Genomic DNA, 20,538 nt, shown 5'->3' with positions numbered 1-20,538 from the left:
TCCCGCCCTATCGAAGCAGTCAATGATCTATGGGGATACACACATTGTTAAGCCATGTGTCGTATTCCCTGCTCATTTCGCATTGACGGCAGAAGGAAAATCATGTGGTTAGACGTACAAAGGAAGCCGCGTTAGAAACGCGTGAACAGATACTGGATGCCGCTGAATGGTGCTTTCGTACGCAAGGCATCAGTGGTACCACGTTGGAAATGATCGCAAATAGAGCACATTGCACGCGTGGTGCGATCTATTGGCACTTCCGAGAGCAGACCGACATACTCCAGGCCGTACTCAAGCGCGGGCAGTGGGATCTGCTTGACCACCTCGAAGCCCTCACACATTCCAGTACTGAAGTCATTGCCTCTCTTCGTACTTGTCTGGTGAGTGGTTTGTTAGAGATACAAGCTAATACGTCGAAGCGCCATTCCCTCGAAATTCTGTCTTGTCGTTGTGAGTTTTCTCAAGATCAGGCCAGGTTTCTCACATTACAGTGTGAGGAATTGACTCGGATGATGGCGTTACTTCGCACCCTGCTGGAGCATGCTCAGGCGAGTGGGGAACTGCGTGAAGGCCTTTGCCTCAATTCAGCCGCAGCACTCATGGGTTATACGTTGGTGGGGGCGCTCAGGGTTCATTTGATACAGCCCGGAGTCAGCGATATCGAGCGCGATGTCATGGCTGCGCTGGACATTGTATTTTCTGCTATTACGCGTTAGTAACATAAAAACGCCCTCGGCCATCAAGGCCCAGGGCGTTTAAGTTATTTATAAGCCGAGTGAAATCAGGCTTTTTTAGCAGCAGCAGCGGCTTTGACGATCACGGCGAAAGCATCGGCTTTCAGTGATGCGCCGCCAACCAGCGCGCCGTCGATATCCGGCTGGGTGAACAGTTCTGCGGCATTCTTGTCGTTCACGGAACCGCCGTACTGGATGATCACTTCTGCAGCCACGGCTGCGTCCTGCTTGGCGATGTGATCGCGGATAAATTTGTGTACTGCCTGTGCTTGCGCAGGGGTAGCAGACTTACCGGTACCGATAGCCCAAATTGGCTCATAAGCGATAACCGCGCCTTTAAAGGCTTCAGCACCCTGGGTTTTCAGCACCGCGTCGATCTGGCGTGCACAAACTTCTTCGGTTTTACCCGCTTCGTTTTCTGCGTCAGTTTCACCGATGCACAGCACTGGGATCAGACCGGCAGTTTTCAGCACGGCAAATTTTTCGGCGATCGCAGCGTCAGTTTCTTTGTGGTAAGTGCGACGCTCGGAGTGGCCGATGATGATGTATTGAGCACCAACATCTTTCAGCATATCGGCGGAAACTTCACCGGTGAATGCGCCGGACAGGTTCACGTCTACGTTTTGGGCGCCCAGGGCAATGCGGCTGCCGGCCAGTGCGTGCTTGGCCTGGTCCAGATACATGACCGGTGGTGCGATAGCAACGCCACAACCGTCAACGCTGCTCAGTTCATTGCGCAGCGCGGCGATCAGTTCGTTAACCATGTGAGTGCTGCCGTTGAGCTTCCAGTTACCCATAACTAATGGATGACGCATGTTTTTTCCTCCAACAAGGGAACGCGAGAGTCGAAATAACCACTGCCGGACCGGCAGTTTACCTGCCCAACAGTATAGAGATGATTAAGCGCGAAGGCTTTGCTTTTCGTCATTAAATAGCCAGCTGTTACGGCTCGGATAACGCCAGCTTAACCGGTTCAACAGCGAAAGTTATCCCTTTATCGCCGTTGTCTGCCACCACATAACGGATTGCGCCGATCTGCTGTTGGTAGAAGCGTGAACCTTTGCCTTTTTCCAACAGGTTAGCCACTTTGCTCAGGCTTTTTTCCACCGTCAGCGCCGGTTCAAACTGGCGCATCAGTGCGGCCATATAACTGATGGCGCTGGTGCGGGCGGCCTTTTCTTCACTGCTCTGCTGCAGCGGCAGGTGGGTGATCTGCAGCGTTTTGATTTTGCCGGTGCCTTTTTCCAGCGCGATGGAGGCGTAGAGATTTTCGTTCAACTTGCTGGCGGCACGCGTCAGCAACGGCGTGTCGTCTTCTGCCGTTGCGATGGCACGAAATTCACCAATCGGCAGCGTTGGGTTGTCGCGGTTATATTTTTCGCGGAATTTTACCACCGTCAGATCAAACGTCGGCGCCCCGGCCAGCAGGTACGGCGCGGTGGGCGACGCACTGACGGCGGCATCCGGCGGATCGGCCCAGGCACTGCTGATACCCAACAACAGGCAGGCGATGGCGATGGTTTTTCTCAGCATGGCATACGACATCAAGAACAAAGATGGCTCCGATTAAAGCGATAACCGAGGGGGGTTGTCAAAGATCCCGCGCCATTATCGCTTGCTGACAGGAAAGCTGTGCGTTACTCCGCGTAATGCAGGGCGGAAATCTTCGCCCTGCAGCGCCTATGTTACACTGCACGGCAGAATATGGGCAGGCTAACAATGCAGGATTCAATGACAATACAACAGTGGTGCTTTTCGTTTAAGGGCCGAATTGGGCGGCGTGATTTCTGGATTTGGATGGTGTTATGGTTGCTGCTGATGGCGGTGGCTTTTTCTCTGGCCAGTCGTGAGCTGGTGGATATCCAGACCATTGCATTCTTTATCGTGGGGTTGCTGTGGCCGACGGCGGCGGTGCTGGTGAAACGGCTGCACGACCGCAACAAAGCAGGCTGGTGGGCGTTGTTGCTGATCCTGGCGTGGTTGCTGGCGGCGGGCAACTGGCAAATGCTGGCCCCGCTCTGGCAATGGGGCGTCGGGCGGTTTGTCCCGACGCTGATCATTGTGATGATGATGATCGATTTGGGCGCGTTTGTTGGCACGCCCGACACCAACCGTTTTGGCCCACCGGCCGAACCGGTGAAGTTCGGCGCGGACTGAGGTAACAGCTTACCAGTATTGCTCGCTGGTGATATGGCCCGGCTTGCGGCGCAGGTGCTTGCGCATCTGCCGCTGATCTTTCAGCGTTTGTTGGGTATCCCGCACCATTTGCGGGTTACCGCACAGCATGACGTGGTCAGTTTCAGCGTCGAGGGGTAATCCCACCGCTGCTTCCAGCCGGCCATCCTCGATCAGCGCCGGCACGCGGCCCGTCAGTGAACCGCTGACTTCTTCGCGACTAACGATAGTCTGAATGCGCAGTTTGCCGTTGTAGCGCTGCTGTAATTGTTGCATCAGCGGCAGGTAGCTGAGATCGCGCGCAAAGCGGGTGGCATGTACCAGCACCAGGTTTTTGAAACGCTCCAGGTCTTTGCCTTCCTGCAGCATCGACAGGTAAGGGCCAATCGCGGTTCCGGTCGCCAACATCCACAGGGTGTCGCATTCAGGCACTTCCTCCAGCACGAAAAATCCGGCGGCCTCTTTGGTCACCATCACTTCCGATCCCGGCTGCAGCTGATTGAGGCGTGGGCTCAGTTTACCTTCCGGCACGGTAACCAGATAAAACTCCAGATTTGGGTCACTGGGAGCGTTGACGTAGGAATAGGCGCGTTGCACGCGCTCGCCGTCAATTTCCAGCGCCAGTTTGGCAAATTGCCCGGCGGTAAAAGGAGCAATGGGGGCATGGACGGTAATGCTGAACAGCCCGTCTGTCCATTGCGTGACTTGCGTAACCTTGCCATTAACCCAGTCAGCCATACTCTAAAGCTCCAATCGTCGAATCAAATAAGCGCAATGTCGTGAACCGGAAATAGCGTGCGCAGTACGCTCTATGCGATAGCCGTGGCCAAACAAACGGTTAAACAGTTGCAGCTCCGAGTTGCACAGGCTACTGCAGGCGGTGGCCGCCACGCCGATCGGGCAGTGGTTTTCCACCAGTAACATGCCCTGCGGATGCTCAACCAGTTCGGCCATGTAGCCATCATGCTGCCGCAGACGCACCAGTCGGGTGAGTTTGGCCTGATGGCAGGTTTCCTCTGACAGCTGTTCGGCATAGCGCTGATAAAGCTTGTCTTCGCGCGCATTCAGTAGCTGCTCCACCTCTTCAGCGCCAAACAACTGATGGGCAGATCCCAACATCTCCGCCGCCAGCCGATCGTGGCCATTGGCAAACTGGGCGTGGCCCTGATGGGTCAGCGACCAGTAACGGGTGGGGCGACCTACTTTGGTACGCGCTTCCTCGTAATCAACCAGCTCACGTTTCTCCAGGGATTGCAGATGCTGACGGATACCCATGGGGGTGATGTCCAGACGCTCAGCCAGCATTTTGGCTGAATGTGGCCCCAGGGTTTTTAACTGCAATAAAATCAGCTCTGTTGTTTTCATAAACCCAATCCCTATGGTGTTATTTTATTTCAAGATGATGAAAATAATTATCGATTAAATGCTAAAGCCAAACTATTGAAAGTTTGCCATTTTTAACCCATAAGCGGTAGACGTACAGTTTAATTTACGAGGCTGGTTGGCTTTGCTGCCACTGTGACGGAGATCAATATCTGTCTGAAACTCGCTAAAAAAATCAGATTTGTTAGCTTATGCCGCCATAGAGGGCTGCTCGCCGTTCTGGCTGATTTTCGGGCCATACCGGGACGCTGTGACGAGTTAATACGTTAACGAAGATAATGAGAAAAATAGAAAACTTTCACCTGTTGGTGATGCTTACCCTGTTAGTGGCCGTCGGTCAGATGGCACAAACCATTTATGTCCCCGTTGTCGCTGATATCGCTAAAGATTTCTCGGTACGTTCCGGTGCGGTGCAGCGCGTGATGGCGGCCTATCTGATGACCTATGGTTTCTCGCAGCTGATTTACGGCCCGCTGTCGGACCGTATTGGCCGCCGCCCGGTGATCCTGGCCGGGATGATGATTTTCATGATTGGCGCTCTGGGTGCGCTGTTGTCCAATAACCTGACGATGCTGGTTGCCGCCAGTGCCATTCAGGGGATGGGGACCGGTGTGGCTGGGGTGATGGCGCGAACCATGCCGCGTGATCTGTATGCCGGTACCTCGCTGCGCTATGCCAACAGCCTGCTTAACATGGGGATTCTGGTTAGCCCGCTGCTGGCGCCGATCATCGGCGGAGCATTGGCGATGGTATTTGGCTGGCGTGCCTGCTATGCCTTCCTGTTGGTACTCTGTGCCGGTGTGGCTTTCGCCATGTTCCGCTGGCTACCAGAAACCCGCCCGCAGCAGACCGAGAAACGACGAATGCTGGCAAGCTTCCGCAAGCTGCTGGCCGACGGGACCTTCAGTTGCTATCTGGTGATGCTGATTGGCGCTTTGGCGGGGATTGCGGTCTTTGAAGCCAGCTGTGGCGTGCTGATGGGCGGCGTGCTGGGTCTGAGCGGTCTGACCGTCAGTATCCTGTTTATTCTGCCAATTCCGGCGGCGTTCTTTGGGGCCTGGTATGCCGGTCGTGACGGTAAAACCGTCCACAGCCTGGTGTGGCATTCGGTGATCAGTTGCCTGCTGGCGGGCCTGATGATGTGGATCCCAGGGTGGTTTGGCGTGATGAACATCTGGACGCTGATTGTACCTGCGGCGTTGTTCTTCTTCGGGGCCGGTATGATGTTTCCGCTGGCGACCACCGGGGCGATGGAGCCATTCCCCTATCTGGCCGGTGCGGCTGGCGCGTTGGTCGGGGGCATGCAGAATATGGGCTCCGGCCTGGCGACCTGGCTTTCCGCCATGTTGCCGCAGACCGGGCAGTTTAGCCTTGGCCTGCTGATGTTTGCCATGGCGTTACTGATTCTGCTGTGCTGGTGGCCGTTGTCCCACCGGATGCAGCATCAGGGACATACCGTATAAAACGAACAGGGCGCCTTCGGCGCCCTGTTTAATTACAGCAGAAACTCGTGCAGCGCCGGGTCTTTACGATCCAGATAATGGGTCGAGCGGATGCGGCGGATAGTGCGTGACTTGCCGCGGATCAACAGCGTTTCCGTGGTGGCCATATTGCCCTGACGGCTAATCCCCTCCAACAAATCGCCCTTGGTGATGCCGGTGGCGGAGAAAATCACGTTGTCGTTGCGCGCCATATCATCCAGCAGCAGTACCTTGCCGGCTTCAATCCCCATCTCTTTACAGCGTGCCAGCTCCTCTTCGCCGATGCGACGATTCTCGGCGCTGTCGCCTTTGACCTGATGACGCGGCAGCAGGCGTGCCTGCATATCACCGTCCAGAGCACGGATCACCGCGGCAGAAATTACCCCTTCCGGCGCGCCGCCGATACCGTACATCACGTCGACTTCACTGTCTGGCATGCAGCTCAGAATTGAGGCCGCCACGTCGCCGTCGGGGATAGCGAACACTCGCACCCCGAGCTGCTGCATCTGGGCAATAACGCCATCGTGACGCGGCTTGGCCAGGATCACCACCGTCAGTTGGCTCAGTGGCTTGCCCAGGCAGACCGCGACGTTGTTCAGGTTCTCAGCCAGCGGCAGGTTAAGATCGATAGCGCCGCGCGCTGCCGGGCCCACCACCAGTTTTTCCATATACATGTCAGGGGCGTGCAGGAAGGTACCGCGATCGCCCACCGCCAGCACTGCCAACGCATTGGGCTGGCCCATGGCGGTCATGCGTGTGCCTTCGATGGGATCGACGGCGATATCCACCGCGTCGCCCTGGCCGCTGCCGACCTGCTCGCCGATATACAGCATCGGCGCTTCATCAATTTCGCCTTCGCCGATCACGATGCGGCCATCGATATCCACTTTATTGAGCATAATGCGCATTGCGTTGACCGCAGCGCCGTCGGCGGCGTTCTTGTCGCCGCGTCCCAGCCATTTATAGCCCGCCAGCGCGGCGGCTTCGGTAACGCGGGAAAATTCGATGGCTAATTCACGTTTCATGGCAAAACCTGTCTGTGAGAAAGGAAGAAAATATCGGCAAAGTTTATCACAGCACGCGGCGGCGGGGGCGGGGCAAAAAAATGCGCCGCCCGGAGGCAGCGCATGATGGGGGTTAACCGGGCAAACAAGCGTTAGTCGTGCTCTTCCCAGGCTTGTGCGCGGGCAACCGCTTTTTTCCAACCGCTGTAACGGAAGTTACGCTCGGTGGTTTCAATGCTTGGGCGGAACTCACGCTCGATGACCGCTTTGCTCTTCACTTCATCCAGGTCATTCCAGTAGCCGATAGCCAGGCCTGCCAGGAATGCGGCACCCAGTGCCGTCGACTCACGCACCTCAGGACGCTCTACACGAGTACCGAGGATGTCAGACTGGAACTGCATCAGGAAGTTGTTAGCGACCGCGCCACCGTCCACACGCAGCGATTGCAGGCGAGTGTTGGAGTCGGCTTGCATGGCATCCAGCACGTCGCGCGTCTGGTAGGCAATGGATTCCAGCGTGGCACGAATGATGTGGTTGCTGTTCGCGCCGCGGGTCAGGCCGAAGATGGCGCCACGGGCATACGGGTCCCAGTAAGGTGCGCCCAGACCGGTGAAGGCCGGTACCACGTACACGCCGTTGCTGTCTTTCACCTTGGTGGCGAAGTATTCGGAGTCGGCCGCATCGCTGATCAGTTTCAGCTCATCGCGCAGCCACTGAATGGAGGCGCCGCCAATGAAGACTGCCCCTTCCAGCGCATAGTTCACTTCGCCGCGTGGGCCGCAGGCAATAGTGGTCAACAGGCCGTGGTTAGAACGTACCGCTTCTTTGCCGGTGTTCATCAGCAGGAAGCAGCCGGTGCCGTAGGTGTTTTTCGCCATGCCCGGTTGAACGCACAGTTGGCCGTACAGCGCCGCCTGCTGGTCACCGGCGATACCGGCGATAGGAATACGCGTACCGCCTTTACCCCCGATGTTGGTCTGGCCGTACACTTCAGAAGACGGACGGACTTTTGGCAGCATGGCGCGCGGAATATCCAACGCTTCCAGCATACGTTCATCCCAGTCCAGCTCATGGATGTTGAACATCATGGTACGTGAGGCGTTGGTGTAATCGGTCACATGCACCCGCCCCTGGGTCATTTTCCACACCAGCCAGGTGTCGACGGTACCGAACAGCAGCTCACCGCGTTTGGCGCGTTCACGGGCGCCTTCAACGTGATCGAGGATCCATTTTACCTTGGTGCCGGAGAAGTACGGGTCAACCACCAGACCGGTGTTGTGACGAATGTACTCTTCCATGCCATCGCGTTTGAGTTTTTCACAGATGTCGGCGGTGCGGCGGCATTGCCAGACGATGGCGTTATAGATCGGTTTGCCGGTCTCTTTTTCCCAGACGATGGTGGTTTCGCGCTGGTTGGTGATGCCGATACCGGCGATCTGATCGGAATTGATGTCGGCTTTTGCCAGCACTTCCACCAGCGTGGAGCTTTGTGACGACCAGATCTCCATCGGATCATGCTCAACCCAGCCGGCTTTCGGGTAAATCTGCGTGAATTCACGCTGCGACACCGCAACAATATTGGCATCGTGGTCTAGCACTACGGCACGTGAACTGGTAGTTCCCTGGTCGAGAGCGACAATGTATTTTTTTTCTACAGTCATGATTTTAGTCCTGCTATTGTTAACCGTTTTAAAACTGTGCCAATCACGCTTTACGCTGCTGAGCCTTGGCGGCGGGTTGTTCTTCGTCTACACAGACATCACACGGCAGATTGCGGCCAATGAGCATGCGGTAGCCAAAGGCACCCAGGCAGGCACCGATGATTGGGCCAAAGATAGGCACCAGGAAGTACGGAATATCGCGCGCACCGGTGAAGGCCACTTTGCCCCAGCCAGCCAGATAAGCGAACATTTTCGGGCCGAAGTCACGGGCCGGGTTCAGCGCAAAGCCAGTCAATGGTCCCATAGAGGCGCCGATCACGGCAATCAGAATACCGATTAACAGCGGTGCCAGCGGGCCGCGTGGAATGCCGTTACCGTCATCGGTCAGCGCCAGGATCAGGCACATCAGGATCGCGGTAATCACCGTTTCAACCAGGAAAGCCTGGCCAACGGAGATGTGTGCATTAGGGTAGGTGGAGAAGATACCGGCCAGGGCCAGGCTTTCGTCGCTGCCGCGCACCATATGGTTGACCGCTTCAAAGTCGAAGAACAGGTTGTAATACAACCCGTAGACCAGCGCTGCTGCGCAGAAGGCTCCGGCGATCTGTGCGACGATGTAAGGCAGTACTTTGCGTCCGTCAAAGCAGGCAAACAACCACAGCGCGATGGTCACCGCCGGGTTGAGATGCGCACCGGAGATGGCAGCGGTCAGGTAGATGGCCATGGCAACGCCCAGGCCCCAAATGATACTGATTTCCCATTGACCGAAGCTGGCGCCAGCCAGTTTCAGCGCGGCAACGCAGCCTACGCCAAAAAATATCAACAGGCCGGTGCCGAGGAACTCAGCGATACATTGGCCTTTTAGGGTCGGACTGGTGGTTTGGCTCATAATGTTGTTGTCCTGCAAAACGGCGGTTGTGGGTTTATAGGCTCAGGGTGTGTATCAACCCGGCCTATGGGTACAGTTTTTTTCATCTCGTCCAATTATTAATTGAGGACGTGATGTAAATTTATCGTTAACGAACATAAACGAGAAATAGCGAAATCAAAATGTGTGTGCTGAGTCATAAAATTGAGCGAATTCGCGTCGTTTTGTGTTCTTTCTGCACCATAAAACTGTGATCTGACCAGTGTTCCAGCCACCGTTCGTTAACAAATCAATTTACGCACCCTGGGTATTTTCAGTTTTTGCTGATGGTGACGGCAGGAAAATTGCAACAGACTGCGCGTTGAGCCGGATGTTGCTAGACAGTCGGGGACAGGCTACTTACAATCGTTTTTATCGAAAGAAGCGTTTTATCGAGACAGGCGCGTTATTTTCAATAAAAGCGTGTGTCACTTGGCGCGATGCATATTCGCAGCAGTTGCAACCTGAGTTGCGGCCGTTACCTATAGATGTACGCCTTGCTATCATGAGGGGACTGAAGAATGTCATTTGAAGTATTTGAGAAATTGGAATCAAAAGTTCAGCAGGCGATCGATACCATCACCCTGCTGCAGATGGAAATTGAAGAGCTGAAAGACAAAAACAACACTCTTTCACAGGAAGTTCAGGCTGCCTCCGGCAACCACGAATCGCTGGTACGTGAGAACCAGCAACTGAAAGAAGAGCAGCACGTATGGCAAGACCGCCTGCGTGCGCTGTTGGGCAAAATGGAAGAAGTCTGATTCCGGATTGCACGATCGAAAAGGGCGCCCAAGGCGCCCTTTTTCATATCTGAAGATTACTCGATATCGAGTGGATCCTCGGACAGGATAATACCGGTATTGTCAGCATACAGATGATCGCCGGAGAAGAACGTCACACCGCCGAAGTTAACGCGGATGTCACTTTCGCCAATGCTCTCACTGGCGGCACCCACCGGAATGGCCGCCATCGCCTGAATGCCGATGTCCAACTCTTCCAGATCGTCTACCTGACGAACCGCACCGTAAACCACGATGCCTTCCCATTCGTTCTGAGTTGCCAGACGCGCCAGTTCTGCGTTGATCAGGGCACGACGTACCGAGCCGCCACCGTCAATCACCAGGACGCGACCGCGGCCGTTTTCTTCAAGCAACTCGAATAACAGGCCGTTATCCTCAAAGCATTTCACCGTAGTGATTTGCCCGCCAAATGAAGTACGCCCGCCAAAATTGGAGAATAGAGGCTCAACTACGTTCACCTCTTCGTGATAGATGTCGCAAAGTTCGGAAGTATCGTATTTCATAGGATTTTACGTCTGTTTGCCGCTGGAATAACCAGTATATCCCTTTATTCGCCCTGTTGGCAAAATCATCAGTTCGATGGCTAACTGAGCACCACGCCAATAGCGAACAACACATTGGCCAGCAACGCCGCCTTAACCATATGTTCCAGCATAGGTCGCATGCCGGCAGGAGTCGGATCGCGCAACACGCGCAAGCCATGGCGGACCAGCAACGGGATGGCCAAGACAAACAGCCAGCCCCACAGGCTATGCAGGTTAAGCAGCGTGAACAGCGTAAAGCACGCCACCGCACCGATCAGCAGCAACACGTGGTAATAACGTGCCTTCTGCGGCCCAAGTCGGACTGCCAGGGTATTCTTGCCGTTGGCACGGTCGCTTTCGATATCGCGCAGATTATTGATATTGAGCACGGCAGCAGCCAGCAGGCCGCAGGCGGTGGCCGGCAGCATCACGATGCTGTCAAAGGTGTGGGTTTGCAGGTAGAAGGTGCCTGCCACGCTTAGCCAGCCGAAAAATACCAGCACCGAAATATCGCCCAGGCCTAAATAACCATAGGGTTTGTTGCCCACGGTATAGGTTATGGCGGCGACGATAGAAAGCCCGCCCAGCACCAGGAAGCCCACCACGTCGCTGGGTTGTTCACAGGCTACGGCGATCAGTGAACAGCCAGCCAGAGTGATCAACACCACCGTCACTATCAGCGCACGTTTCATCTGCGCCTGGGTGATCATGCCTTTTTGCATGCCACGTAGCGGCCCGATACGGTCTTCTTTGTCGCTGCCTTTTACCGCATCGCCATAGTCGTTCGCCAGGTTGGAGAGAATTTGCAGCAGGCCGGCCGTCAGCAGTGCCAGCAGTGCCACGCCAGGCTTCAGGCTACCTTGCCAGGCGGCAATGGCAGAACCGACGACGATCGAGGCAAAGGCCAGCGGCAGGGTGCGCGGTCGTAAACTTTCAAGCCAGGCTCTGGCCGGGGAGGTGGTAGTTGATGAGCTCATTTTTCGCTTCAGAGTTAGTGGCTGCGTCCGTTAGAAATAATTGTGGGAGGCATAATGCCTCCCACAGATGACTGACTGGACATGATTGAGCGATTATAGGATAAAACGACTCAAATCTTCATCCGCTACCAGTTCATCCAGATGATTACGTACGTAATCCGCATCAATTGTAATGGATTGACCGTTAATTTCACTCGCATCATAGGAAATATCTTCCATCAGACGCTCAAGCACGGTGTGCAAACGACGCGCGCCGATGTTTTCGGTGCTTTCGTTAACCTGCCATGCGGCTTCAGCGATACGGCGGATACCTTCGGCGGTGAACTCAATATTGACGCCTTCGGTGCCCATCAGCGCTTTGTACTGCTCGGTCAGCGAAGCGCTTGGCTCGGTCAGAATACGCTCGAAATCTTCGGTGGTCAGCGCCTGCAACTCAACGCGGATCGGCAAGCGGCCCTGCAGCTCAGGGATCAAGTCTGATGGGCTGGCGGTCTGGAATGCGCCGGAAGCGATAAACAGAATGTGATCGGTTTTCACCATGCCGTGCTTGGTGGAAACGGTACAGCCTTCCACCAGCGGTAGCAGGTCGCGCTGCACGCCTTCGCGAGAGACGTCCGGGCCGGAGCTTTGGCCGCCGCGCTTACAGATTTTGTCGATCTCGTCGATAAACACGATGCCGTGCTGTTCAACCGCTTCGATCGCCTGTTCTTTCAGCTCTTCCGGGTTCACCAGCTTGGCCGCTTCTTCTTCCACCAGCAGTTTGAAGGCTTCTTTGATCTTCAGCTTGCGTGGTTTCTGCTTCTGGCCGCCGAGGTTCTGGAACATCGACTGCAGCTGGTTGGTCATCTCTTCCATGCCTGGAGGCGCCATGATTTCTACGCCCATCGGCGCAGCAGCCAGATCGATCTCGATTTCTTTGTCGTCCAACTGGCCTTCACGCAGTTTCTTGCGGAATGCCTGGCGTGCCGCGGACGGCTCCTGATGCTCTTCCGCCTGGCCCCAGTTGTTCTTGGCCGGAGGCAGCAGTGCGTCAAGGATGCGCTCTTCTGCCAGCTCTTCGGCGCGGGTACGGTTCTTGTCGATGGACTGCAGACGCACCATTTTGATCGCGGCATCGGTCAGATCGCGGATGATGGAATCCACTTCTTTCCCGACGTAGCCCACTTCGGTGAACTTGGTGGCTTCAACCTTGATGAACGGCGCATTGGCCAGTTTTGCCAGGCGACGGGCGATTTCGGTTTTACCGACACCGGTCGGGCCGATCATCAGAATGTTCTTTGGCGTGACTTCATGACGCAGCATCTCGTTGAGCTGCATCCGGCGCCAGCGGTTACGCAGGGCAATGGCAACGGCACGTTTGGCTTTGTTCTGGCCAATGATGTAGCTGTCCAGTTCGCTGACGATCTCGCGCGGGGTCATTTCAGACATAGTATTCGATCCTTACGCTTTGGAAGGCAATTCTTCAATGGTGTGGAAATGGTTGGTGTAAATACAGATGTCACCGGCGATGTTGAGGGACTTATCAACAATTTCGCGGGCGCTCAGCTCGGTATTTTCCAACATCGCGCGGGCGGCTGCCTGGGCGTACGGACCGCCGGAGCCAATCGCAATCAAATCATTTTCAGGCTGGATCACGTCACCGTTACCGGTGATGATCAGCGAGGAGTTTTCATCCGCTACCGCCAGCAGCGCTTCAAGCTTGCGCAGCATGCGGTCGGTACGCCAGTCTTTTGCTAATTCAACGGCCGCTTTCACCAGGTGACCCTGATGCATTTCCAGCTTGCGCTCGAACAGCTCAAACAGCGTGAAGGCATCCGCGGTACCACCGGCAAAACCGGCAATCACTTTATCGTTATACAGGCGACGCACTTTCTTCACGTTGCCCTTCATTACCGTATTGCCCAAGGTAGCCTGGCCATCGCCACCGATCACTACCTGGCCGTTGCGGCGTACGCTTACAATTGTTGTCACGAGCAGACCCTCGTTGAAGACGGAAAGAAGCCCTCGCAGTATCTGCTTGCACAGACACTACGAGGCATATTGAGAGTATAGATGGGGGGGGATTGACGCTTTTCAACCCCCAACGGAGAGGGGAATGCAACTTGACATGCCTACGCCCTTCAGGCGCGACAGGGTTTTGTCCGCAGCAGCCCGGCTGCTGTAAGGGCCGAGCACCACACGGTTCCAGCCACCGCCGGCGGTGATACGGCTTTCAATACCTTCAAACGCCAGACGCGCACGCACGGACTCCGCCTGATCGGTTGCGCGGAATGAGCCACACTGCACCATCCACTTCTGCTTCGACTCAGGTTTGGTTTCCTGCTTGGCCGTTTCCTGTTTCACTTCCGGCTTGGTTTCCGGTTTGACCTCAGGTTTCGGCTGCTTAACCTGCACCGGCGGCGGTGTCACCGTCTGCGGCTTGGGTTGTGGCTTGGGCTGAGCCGGCTGCTGCACCGGTGCTGTCGTCGCGCCGCTGTTAAACGGATTGCGCGGTTGAGCTACCTGCGGTTGCTGTACCTGCTGCTGGATCTGCTGTTGTTGCACCTGCTGCTGCTGTTGCTGTTGCTGCAGACGGCTACGGGCAGCGGCCTGTGAAGGGTCGTTATACGGCACTTCATTCAGCTGCGTTGGGCGTTGTTGCATATCTGCCTGCATCTGATCCAGCAGTTGGCGTTGTTCTGCAGTCAACTGAGTCTTGGTGTTGGTGGTGCCGCCGGCCGTAGGTTCGGTCGGGGTTTGCACGCCAATCTGACGATTCTCCAGCTCTTTGATGTAGCGCCAACGCTCTTCCGGCTTCGGCGGCAAGCCGTTGCCCGGACGACTGCTGTGCACAGGCAGCAGCGGAGTGTCATCCGGCTTGTTGTGCGTTATGAAATAGAGGCCACCGATAAAGATCACCAGAAGTGCGACGGCCAGCGCCAACACGGTTTTGGAGACCTTCGGAGAACTGCGTTTTTTACGGCTGGGGGTTTTACGCTTAGCTCCTGCTGCGCGCCCTCGGCTTACATAGTCTTTTTGTGCCACTATTATTCCGCTGTGTCCTGATGAGGGGATAAGTCCGTCATGTTACTGAACCCTAAAATATTTGACTAGCGTTTAGGGGCAGCGGTGCTGCCTCTGATAATCAATTCACTGTCCAATAGCCGGGAGCCACTTGCCACTGTCTGTCCGTGTAGCTGCTCCAACAGCAACAACATTGCCTGCTGGCCAATCTGGTAACGGGGTTGAGCCACCGTGGTTAACGGCGGGTCGCAATACTGTGCCAGTTTGATGTCGTCAAAGCCGACGATAGACAGGTCCTGCGGGACTCGCAACCCCATCTTTTTCGCCTGCGACAGCACGCCGATCGCCATTACGTCACTGTGGCAGAAGACGGCCGTCGGCGGTTTTGGCTGTGCCATCAACGCCGCGAGCGCCTGAGCACCCGCTTCGTAGGTGAAATCACCCCGGGTAATATAGCTGCTTTCGACGCTAATGCCATTACGACGTAGCGCCTGAATGTAACCTTGCAGCCGATAATGGCTGAGCGGCATCTGCTCCGGCCCGGCGACACAGGCGATTTGCTTGTGACCGAGCTGATGCAAATAATGTACGGCTTCGAAGGCGGCGGTCAGGTTATCGATGTGAACCGTCGGCAGTTCCAACTCCGGGGCAAACTCGTTGGCCATCACCATCGGCGGCAGATTACGCTGCTCTTCCTTGCTGGCATCGAACGGCAAATTGGAACCGAGCAGCAGCATGCCATCGATTTGTTTGGTGATGATCAGATTGACGAAGGTGCGTTCCTGCTGGTTTTGCTGAGCGCAATCGCCAATCAGTACCAGGTAGCCCTGTTGTGCGGCGGTTTGCTCGATCCCCTGGATCACATCGGCGAAAAACGGATCGCAAATGTCGGGGACGATCACCAGGATGGTTCGGGATTCGTTACGCTTGATATTGCGGGAGAGGGCATGAGGAGAATAGCCCACGGCCAGCACGGCCTGTTCCACTTTCTGACGCGTCGGCGTTGACACCTTTTCCGGGTTCATCAGCGCACGCGACACGGTTGCCGTTGAAACGCCCGCCATTTCGGCAACGTCTTTCATGGTTGCCATGGGTAACTCTTTCTTGTGTTCCAACGCCTTTCTCCTTGCGTTAGCCCCATGCCAACGCGACTACTTCAGTTGCTCACAAATTCTTACCGTGCGGTGGTGTTGTTATCATTTAGCGCCATCCGCGTTCAAACATTCCGTCACGCTGCTGCAAGAGGTGACAAAATTGCCTTCACAGACATTCTAAACAGAATATGTCCTGCCTTTGTTACCTAATTTGCATAAAAAGTGTGACCTGGGAAGGTTTTTTAGCGTTCGCTCGCAATTTCAAGGGTAAACGTTTGCCTGGTAGGAACTGAATCGGACTTTTCTGGGTTCAACTGTCTATAGGATCAATGTCCAGCGTCCACTTCACCTTACGCGCCTGCGGCAGGGTGCTGACCAGGGGCAGGGAGCTTTTCATTATCTGTTGCAGCACCCGCCGAGAAGGGTGTTGCAATAGCAATTGCCAGCGGAAGCGGCCACCGCGTTTCGACTGCAGTGCCGGGACCGGCCCCATTACCCACAGCGAATCGTCTTTCAGCGGGCTGGCCTCCAGCAGGTTGCGCAGCTGCTGCAGGAATTGGGGGGCCTGCTGGTTATCGTGATCTTCCGAACGCACAATAATATGGCTGGTATACGGCGGCAGGAACACGCTATTGCGCTCTGCCAGCGTCTGTTTGGCAAAGGCGTCGTAACCTTGTTGCAGCAGTATTTGCAGCAGCGGGTGTTCCGGGTGGTGGGTCTGCAACAGCACCTCTCCGGGCTTACCGGCGCGGCCTGCCCGACCGGAGACCTGGGTATACAGCTGGGCAAAGCGTTCTGCGGAACGGAAGTCGGCCGAGAACAGCGCGCCATCGACGTCCAGCAGGGCTACCAGCGTGACATCCGGGAAGTGGTGGCCCTTCGCCAGCATCTGGGTGCCGATCAAAATGCGCGAACCGCCGCGGTGGATATCTGCCAGATGCTGCTCCAGCGAACCCTTGCGGCTGGTAGTGTCGCGATCGATACGGGTGATCGGGGTTTCCGGGAACAGCGGCGCCAGTTCGTTTTCCAACTGTTCGGTACCGACGCCGACCGACACCAGATGGGTAGACCCGCATTGAGGGCACTGGTGGGGGACCGGACGCTGGCTGTCACAGTGGTGGCAGCGCAGTTGACGATGATTCTGGTGGAAGGTGTAGTAATGATCGCAACGCTGGCACTCGGCGATCCAGCCGCACTCGTGGCATAGCAGCGCCGGGGCATAACCGCGCCGGTTCAGGAACAGCATCACCTGATTACCGGCCTTCAAATGGTGTTGCATGCTTTTCAGCAACGGCTGCGAAAGACCCACCTTCAGCGGCAGGCCTTTTAGATCGATCAGGTGCTGCGCCGCCGGTTTGGCGTTACCCGCACGTTGGGTGAGTTTGAGCTGGCGATATTTACCCAATTGCACATTGTGCAGGGTTTCCAGCGCCGGTGTGGCGGTGCCCATCACCATTGGGATGTTTTCCTCGCGGGCGCGGAATACCGCCAAATCGCGGGCGTGATAGCGCCAGCCTTCCTGCTGTTTATAAGAGCTGTCGTGCTCTTCATCGATGATGATCACACCCAGGCGTGAGAATGGAGTAAACAGCGCCGAGCGGGTGCCGATGACAATCGCCGCCTCGCCGCTGCGGGCGCGCAGCCAGACTGACAGACGTTCGCTGTCATTGAGGCCGGAGTGCAGCACCTCCACCGGCGCATTGAAGCGCTCGCGAAAGCGGGCAATGGTCTGCGGTGTCAGGCCGATTTCCGGTACCAGCACCAGCGCCTGCTTACCTGCGGCCAGAATGTTTTCCAGCACGCTGAGATAGACTTCGGTCTTGCCGGAGCCGGTGACCCCGGCCAGCAGCCAGGTGGCAAACTGGTCGTCTTCGCTGCGGATGGCACCTACTGCGGTGGCCTGTTCGGTATTCAGCCGCAGCCGCTCACCCAACACTTCAAAGCCGGGCCGCCAGTCCTGCGTAGCCACCGTCTGTGCCCGTAGATCGATCAGCCCCTTGGCGCGCAATGCCTGCAAGGCGCTCTCGGTTAATGCCAGTTCACTGATCTGGTGGCGATAGACCGGGCGCTGCAGCAGCGCGGCCAGCGCCTGCTGCTGTTTGGGCGCTCGCTTCAGGCTCTCTGGCAGCGTGGCGCGGCCCTGTTCGGTAGCGAACCATTGCCAAAGCGGGGCCGTTTCAGCCGGTTTCCCCTGGCGCAGCAGGATGGGCAGCGCGTGGAACAGCACTTCACCGATCGGATAATGATAATAGTCGCTGGCCCAGCGCAGAATGCGCCACAGGCTGGGGGAGAACAGGGAGGCGTGGTCGATTACGCTGTCGATGGGTTTGAGCTTATCGAGCGGTAATTCGCTGGTCTCGCTGCAGCCGGTGACGATACCGATCGCCCGTTGCTTGCCCCAGGGCACGGCTACGCGAGCGCCGACAGCCGGCTGCAGGCCTTGCGGCAGCAGATAGTCGAAGGTGCGGGCGAGGGGTACCGGCAAAGCAACGTGAACAACAGGCATGGGGTCATCCAGAGTAAAAAAAACAGTCCATCAGTTTACACGGCGCACCGGCAAATGTACGGTTCCGATTGCGCGGTACTTTTAATTCTGTATAATTTGCCGCCTTTGGTATAATTCGATACCAAATTTTTTATCAACCACGTGTGGTGTCTGGCGAAACAGGGCTGGATAGCGACACGGCCTTAACTGAGGTTTCCCATGAAACAAGGTATCCACCCAAAATACGAAGAAGTTACTGCTAACTGCTCTTGCGGTAACGTGATCAAAATCCGCTCTACAGTGGGTCACGATCTGAACCTGGACGTTTGTGGCGAATGTCACCCGTTCTACACTGGCAAGCAGCGTGATGTTGCTACCGGTGGCCGCGTTGACCGCTTCAACAAGCGTTTCAGCGTGCCAGGCGCTAAGAAATAAGATTTCTTATCGTCAGATGAAAAAGGCGCCTTCGGCGCCTTTTTTCGTTTCTACCGTCTGCAGTTGCAGACCGGCTGCTTAGTATTCCCAGGTATCGGGATCCACACCCAATTCACGCATCAGCAGTTTCGCGGCTTCCGGGATTTCATCGCTGCGTTCTTTGCGCAGGTCTTCGTCGTTCGGCAGCGGCTGGCCGGTAAAGGCGTGCAGAAATGCTTCGCACAGCAATTCGCTGTTGGTGGCATGGCGCAGGTTATTCACCTGGCGACGCGTCCGTTCATCGGTGAGGATTTTCAGGACCTTCAGCGGAATAGATACCGTGATTTTTTTTACTTGCTCGCTCTTTTTACCGTGTTCAGCGTAAGGGCTGACATACTCGCCGTTCCACTCAGCCATGGGACACCTTAAATTTGTCAGAAAAATTACAAAATTCTAAAAACCGGCCAATTATGCCCGATCTTCACTGTTCTCACTAAATAAATGTCAATTTTACGCGACCAGGGTCACTGAATGCGGACGATCAATAGGCGTCGCCTATGCATTCCGGGTTAACATCGTATCGTCATCTCAAACTGGCATAATTTTAGCGGGTATTAAGGCTTTGCTCAATCTATACGCAAAGAAGTTTAGATGTCCAGATGTATTGACGTCTATCTTCACTGCGATTAATCTTTAGGCCTCATTCATCCGAATCCCGAGAGCCGAGAGACCCTATGACGCGTAAACCTGCCACGATTGCCGTACGTAGCGGCCTGAACGATGACGAACAGTACGGCTGCGTTGTCCCGCCGATCCACCTTTCCAGTACCTATAATTTCACCGACTTCAATCAGCCTCGTGCTCATGACTACTCACGTCGCGGCAACCCGACGCGTGATGTGGTCCAGCGGGCGCTGGCAGAACTGGAAGGCGGCGCCGGTGCGGTGATGACCAGCAGCGGGATGTCGGCGATCCACCTGGTGACCACGGTGTTCCTGCAACCCGGGGATCTGCTGGTGGCACCGCATGATTGCTACGGTGGCAGCTATCGTCTGTTCGACAGCCTGAGCAAGCGTGGTGCTTACCGCGTACTCTTTGTCGATCAGGGGAATGAAGAGGCGTTGCAGCAGGCGCTGGCGCAAAAACCCAAGCTGGTGCTGATTGAAAGCCCAAGCAACCCACTGCTGCGCGTGGTAGATATCGCGGCGATTTGCGATGCGGCCCATGCCGTGGGGGCGTTAACGGTGGTGGACAACACCTTCCTCAGCCCGGCGTTACAGCAGCCGATTGGGTTGGGTGCCGATCTGGTGGTGCACTCCTGTACCAAATACCTCAATGGCCATTCCGACGTGGTGGCCGGCGCGGTGATTGCCAAAGATAAAGATCTGGCGGTGGAATTGGCGTGGTGGGCCAATAATATCGGCGTAACCGGCGGCGCGTTCGACAGTTATTTGCTGCTGCGCGGCATGCGTACTCTGTCGCCACGTATCAAGGCGGCGCAACAAAACGCCGATGCGATTGTCAGTTATTTACAGCAGCAACCCTTGGTGAAAAAGCTGTATCATCCTTCTCTGCCACAGAACCCTGGGCACGAGATTGCACGTCGTCAGCAACGCGGCTTTGGCGCGATGCTCAGCTTTGAACTGGACGGTGATGAAGCGCTGCTGCGTCGTTTCCTGTCTGCCCTTGAGCTGTTTACTCTGGCAGAATCCCTGGGCGGCGTAGAAAGCCTGATCTCGCATGCAGCGACCATGACCCACGCAGGTATGGCGGCAGAAGCCCGTGCGGCAGCCGGTATTTCCGAAAGCCTGCTGCGTATCTCCGTGGGTATTGAAGACAGTGAAGATTTGATTGCCGATCTGGAACGAGCTTTCCAGGCGGCGGCAACGAGGTAAG

Annotated in this window: 21 protein-coding genes; 6 read left to right on the top strand and 15 right to left on the bottom strand. The window is 55.9% G+C overall.

Annotated features, from left to right (window positions below):
- Positions 1 to 104 precede the first annotated feature (104 nt).
- The gene (locus NHG65_RS25195) at positions 105 to 716 is read left to right on the top strand and encodes a TetR family transcriptional regulator (RefSeq protein ID WP_207979980.1); all 612 of its coding nucleotides are present in this window, start codon (positions 105 to 107) and stop codon (positions 714 to 716) included.
- 65 nt (positions 717 to 781) lie between these two features.
- On the opposite strand, the gene tpiA is transcribed toward NHG65_RS25195, so the two are convergent.
- Both tpiA and NHG65_RS25185 read right to left on the bottom strand, forming a co-directional pair.
- Positions 782 to 1,549 carry a triose-phosphate isomerase gene (tpiA, locus tag NHG65_RS25190; protein ID WP_085120028.1) on the bottom strand — a complete coding sequence of 256 codons (768 nt, stop codon included), beginning with the start codon at positions 1,547 to 1,549 and terminating at the stop codon, positions 782 to 784.
- Positions 1,550 to 1,676: 127 nt separating this feature from the next.
- The gene (locus tag NHG65_RS25185; RefSeq protein ID WP_207980031.1) at positions 1,677 to 2,267 is read right to left on the bottom strand and encodes a DUF1454 family protein; all 591 of its coding nucleotides are present in this window, start codon (positions 2,265 to 2,267) and stop codon (positions 1,677 to 1,679) included.
- A gap of 198 nt (positions 2,268 to 2,465) precedes the next feature.
- Between NHG65_RS25185 and NHG65_RS25180 the strand changes: the two genes are divergently transcribed.
- Positions 2,466 to 2,891 (top strand): DUF805 domain-containing protein, encoded by a 426-nt coding sequence (locus NHG65_RS25180; protein WP_099063882.1) that lies wholly within the window; start codon positions 2,466 to 2,468, stop codon positions 2,889 to 2,891.
- Between the two features lie 9 nt (positions 2,892 to 2,900).
- On the opposite strand, the gene fpr is transcribed toward NHG65_RS25180, so the two are convergent.
- Together fpr and NHG65_RS25170 are read right to left on the bottom strand one after the other, a co-directional pair.
- Positions 2,901 to 3,647: a ferredoxin--NADP(+) reductase gene (gene fpr / locus NHG65_RS25175; protein ID WP_099063881.1), complete on the bottom strand. Its 747-nt coding sequence runs from the start codon at positions 3,645 to 3,647 to the stop codon at positions 2,901 to 2,903.
- A 3-nt stretch (positions 3,648 to 3,650) separates the two neighbouring features.
- Complete coding sequence (locus tag NHG65_RS25170) at positions 3,651 to 4,274, bottom strand: helix-turn-helix transcriptional regulator (RefSeq protein ID WP_099063880.1); 624 nt, start codon at positions 4,272 to 4,274, stop codon at positions 3,651 to 3,653.
- A gap of 296 nt (positions 4,275 to 4,570) precedes the next feature.
- Between NHG65_RS25170 and emrD the strand changes: the two genes are divergently transcribed.
- Entirely contained in the window at positions 4,571 to 5,755 is a 1,185-nt protein-coding gene (gene emrD / locus NHG65_RS25165) for a multidrug efflux MFS transporter EmrD (RefSeq protein ID WP_499182792.1), read from the top strand.
- A 32-nt stretch (positions 5,756 to 5,787) separates the two neighbouring features.
- Here the strand turns inward: emrD and glpX are convergent, their stop codons facing one another.
- The 3 genes from glpX to NHG65_RS25150 form a co-directional block, all read right to left on the bottom strand.
- Complete coding sequence (glpX, locus tag NHG65_RS25160; RefSeq protein ID WP_099063878.1) at positions 5,788 to 6,798, bottom strand: class II fructose-bisphosphatase; 1,011 nt, start codon at positions 6,796 to 6,798, stop codon at positions 5,788 to 5,790.
- Positions 6,799 to 6,929: 131 nt separating this feature from the next.
- On the bottom strand, positions 6,930 to 8,438 hold the full coding sequence (glpK, locus tag NHG65_RS25155; protein ID WP_112349227.1) for a glycerol kinase GlpK: 1,509 nt from the start codon (positions 8,436 to 8,438) through the stop codon (positions 6,930 to 6,932).
- A 43-nt stretch (positions 8,439 to 8,481) separates the two neighbouring features.
- Positions 8,482 to 9,327, bottom strand: a complete 846-nt coding sequence (locus NHG65_RS25150; protein ID WP_099063876.1) for an MIP/aquaporin family protein — start codon at positions 9,325 to 9,327, stop codon at positions 8,482 to 8,484.
- A 539-nt stretch (positions 9,328 to 9,866) separates the two neighbouring features.
- Between NHG65_RS25150 and zapB the strand changes: the two genes are divergently transcribed.
- Positions 9,867 to 10,106 carry a septal ring assembly protein ZapB gene (zapB, locus tag NHG65_RS25145; RefSeq protein ID WP_012147470.1) on the top strand — a complete coding sequence of 80 codons (240 nt, stop codon included), beginning with the start codon at positions 9,867 to 9,869 and terminating at the stop codon, positions 10,104 to 10,106.
- Positions 10,107 to 10,162: 56 nt separating this feature from the next.
- Here the strand turns inward: zapB and rraA are convergent, their stop codons facing one another.
- The 7 genes from rraA to priA form a co-directional block, all read right to left on the bottom strand.
- Positions 10,163 to 10,648, bottom strand: coding sequence for a ribonuclease E activity regulator RraA (gene rraA / locus NHG65_RS25140; RefSeq protein ID WP_020837546.1), 486 nt, complete (start codon positions 10,646 to 10,648; stop codon positions 10,163 to 10,165).
- 80 nt (positions 10,649 to 10,728) lie between these two features.
- Positions 10,729 to 11,646, bottom strand: a complete 918-nt coding sequence (locus tag NHG65_RS25135; RefSeq protein WP_099063875.1) for a 1,4-dihydroxy-2-naphthoate polyprenyltransferase — start codon at positions 11,644 to 11,646, stop codon at positions 10,729 to 10,731.
- A gap of 93 nt (positions 11,647 to 11,739) precedes the next feature.
- Positions 11,740 to 13,074 (bottom strand): ATP-dependent protease ATPase subunit HslU, encoded by a 1,335-nt coding sequence (gene hslU / locus NHG65_RS25130; RefSeq protein WP_085120017.1) that lies wholly within the window; start codon positions 13,072 to 13,074, stop codon positions 11,740 to 11,742.
- A 12-nt stretch (positions 13,075 to 13,086) separates the two neighbouring features.
- Positions 13,087 to 13,617, bottom strand: a complete 531-nt coding sequence (hslV, locus tag NHG65_RS25125; protein WP_012147466.1) for an ATP-dependent protease subunit HslV — start codon at positions 13,615 to 13,617, stop codon at positions 13,087 to 13,089.
- Between the two features lie 102 nt (positions 13,618 to 13,719).
- Positions 13,720 to 14,670 (bottom strand): cell division protein FtsN, encoded by a 951-nt coding sequence (gene ftsN, locus NHG65_RS25120; protein ID WP_499182791.1) that lies wholly within the window; start codon positions 14,668 to 14,670, stop codon positions 13,720 to 13,722.
- Positions 14,671 to 14,735: 65 nt separating this feature from the next.
- Positions 14,736 to 15,764 carry a DNA-binding transcriptional regulator CytR gene (cytR, locus tag NHG65_RS25115; protein ID WP_099063873.1) on the bottom strand — a complete coding sequence of 343 codons (1,029 nt, stop codon included), beginning with the start codon at positions 15,762 to 15,764 and terminating at the stop codon, positions 14,736 to 14,738.
- A gap of 289 nt (positions 15,765 to 16,053) precedes the next feature.
- Positions 16,054 to 18,249: a primosomal protein N' gene (gene priA, locus NHG65_RS25110; RefSeq protein ID WP_413502694.1), complete on the bottom strand. Its 2,196-nt coding sequence runs from the start codon at positions 18,247 to 18,249 to the stop codon at positions 16,054 to 16,056.
- A gap of 198 nt (positions 18,250 to 18,447) precedes the next feature.
- Here priA and rpmE point away from each other — a divergent pair, with 198 nt between their 5' ends.
- Complete coding sequence (gene rpmE / locus NHG65_RS25105; protein WP_012147462.1) at positions 18,448 to 18,663, top strand: 50S ribosomal protein L31; 216 nt, start codon at positions 18,448 to 18,450, stop codon at positions 18,661 to 18,663.
- A gap of 78 nt (positions 18,664 to 18,741) precedes the next feature.
- Here the strand turns inward: rpmE and metJ are convergent, their stop codons facing one another.
- Positions 18,742 to 19,059, bottom strand: a complete 318-nt coding sequence (gene metJ, locus NHG65_RS25100; RefSeq protein WP_012147461.1) for a met regulon transcriptional regulator MetJ — start codon at positions 19,057 to 19,059, stop codon at positions 18,742 to 18,744.
- A 317-nt stretch (positions 19,060 to 19,376) separates the two neighbouring features.
- On the opposite strand from metJ, the gene metB reads away from it, so the two are divergent.
- Positions 19,377 to 20,537: a cystathionine gamma-synthase gene (gene metB / locus NHG65_RS25095; protein WP_012147460.1), complete on the top strand. Its 1,161-nt coding sequence runs from the start codon at positions 19,377 to 19,379 to the stop codon at positions 20,535 to 20,537.
- Position 20,538: the final 1 nt, after the last annotated feature.

Source organism: Serratia myotis (assembly GCF_027474885.1).
GTDB classification, from domain to species: domain Bacteria; phylum Pseudomonadota; class Gammaproteobacteria; order Enterobacterales; family Enterobacteriaceae; genus Serratia; species Serratia proteamaculans.
This window is presented reverse-complemented; position numbering and strand designations above follow the sequence as displayed.

Bases quoted from the DNA above. Each gene is read 5' to 3' on its own strand.
- tpiA (WP_085120028.1), bottom strand. From the start codon at position 1,549: ATGCGTCATCCATTAGTTATGGGTAACTGGAAGCTCAACGGCAGCACT.
- NHG65_RS25185 (WP_207980031.1), bottom strand. From the start codon at position 2,267: ATGCTGAGAAAAACCATCGCCATCGCCTGCCTGTTGTTGGGTATCAGC.
- NHG65_RS25180 (WP_099063882.1), top strand. From the start codon at position 2,466: ATGACAATACAACAGTGGTGCTTTTCGTTTAAGGGCCGAATTGGGCGG.
- fpr (WP_099063881.1), bottom strand. From the start codon at position 3,647: ATGGCTGACTGGGTTAATGGCAAGGTTACGCAAGTCACGCAATGGACA.
- NHG65_RS25170 (WP_099063880.1), bottom strand. From the start codon at position 4,274: ATGAAAACAACAGAGCTGATTTTATTGCAGTTAAAAACCCTGGGGCCA.
- emrD (WP_499182792.1), top strand. From the start codon at position 4,571: ATGAGAAAAATAGAAAACTTTCACCTGTTGGTGATGCTTACCCTGTTA.
- glpX (WP_099063878.1), bottom strand. From the start codon at position 6,798: ATGAAACGTGAATTAGCCATCGAATTTTCCCGCGTTACCGAAGCCGCC.
- glpK (WP_112349227.1), bottom strand. From the start codon at position 8,438: ATGACTGTAGAAAAAAAATACATTGTCGCTCTCGACCAGGGAACTACC.
- NHG65_RS25150 (WP_099063876.1), bottom strand. From the start codon at position 9,327: ATGAGCCAAACCACCAGTCCGACCCTAAAAGGCCAATGTATCGCTGAG.
- zapB (WP_012147470.1), top strand. From the start codon at position 9,867: ATGTCATTTGAAGTATTTGAGAAATTGGAATCAAAAGTTCAGCAGGCG.
- rraA (WP_020837546.1), bottom strand. From the start codon at position 10,648: ATGAAATACGATACTTCCGAACTTTGCGACATCTATCACGAAGAGGTG.
- NHG65_RS25135 (WP_099063875.1), bottom strand. From the start codon at position 11,646: ATGAGCTCATCAACTACCACCTCCCCGGCCAGAGCCTGGCTTGAAAGT.
- hslU (WP_085120017.1), bottom strand. From the start codon at position 13,074: ATGTCTGAAATGACCCCGCGCGAGATCGTCAGCGAACTGGACAGCTAC.
- priA (WP_413502694.1), bottom strand. From the start codon at position 18,249: ATGCCTGTTGTTCACGTTGCTTTGCCGGTACCCCTCGCCCGCACCTTC.
- rpmE (WP_012147462.1), top strand. From the start codon at position 18,448: ATGAAACAAGGTATCCACCCAAAATACGAAGAAGTTACTGCTAACTGC.
- metJ (WP_012147461.1), bottom strand. From the start codon at position 19,059: ATGGCTGAGTGGAACGGCGAGTATGTCAGCCCTTACGCTGAACACGGT.
- metB (WP_012147460.1), top strand. From the start codon at position 19,377: ATGACGCGTAAACCTGCCACGATTGCCGTACGTAGCGGCCTGAACGAT.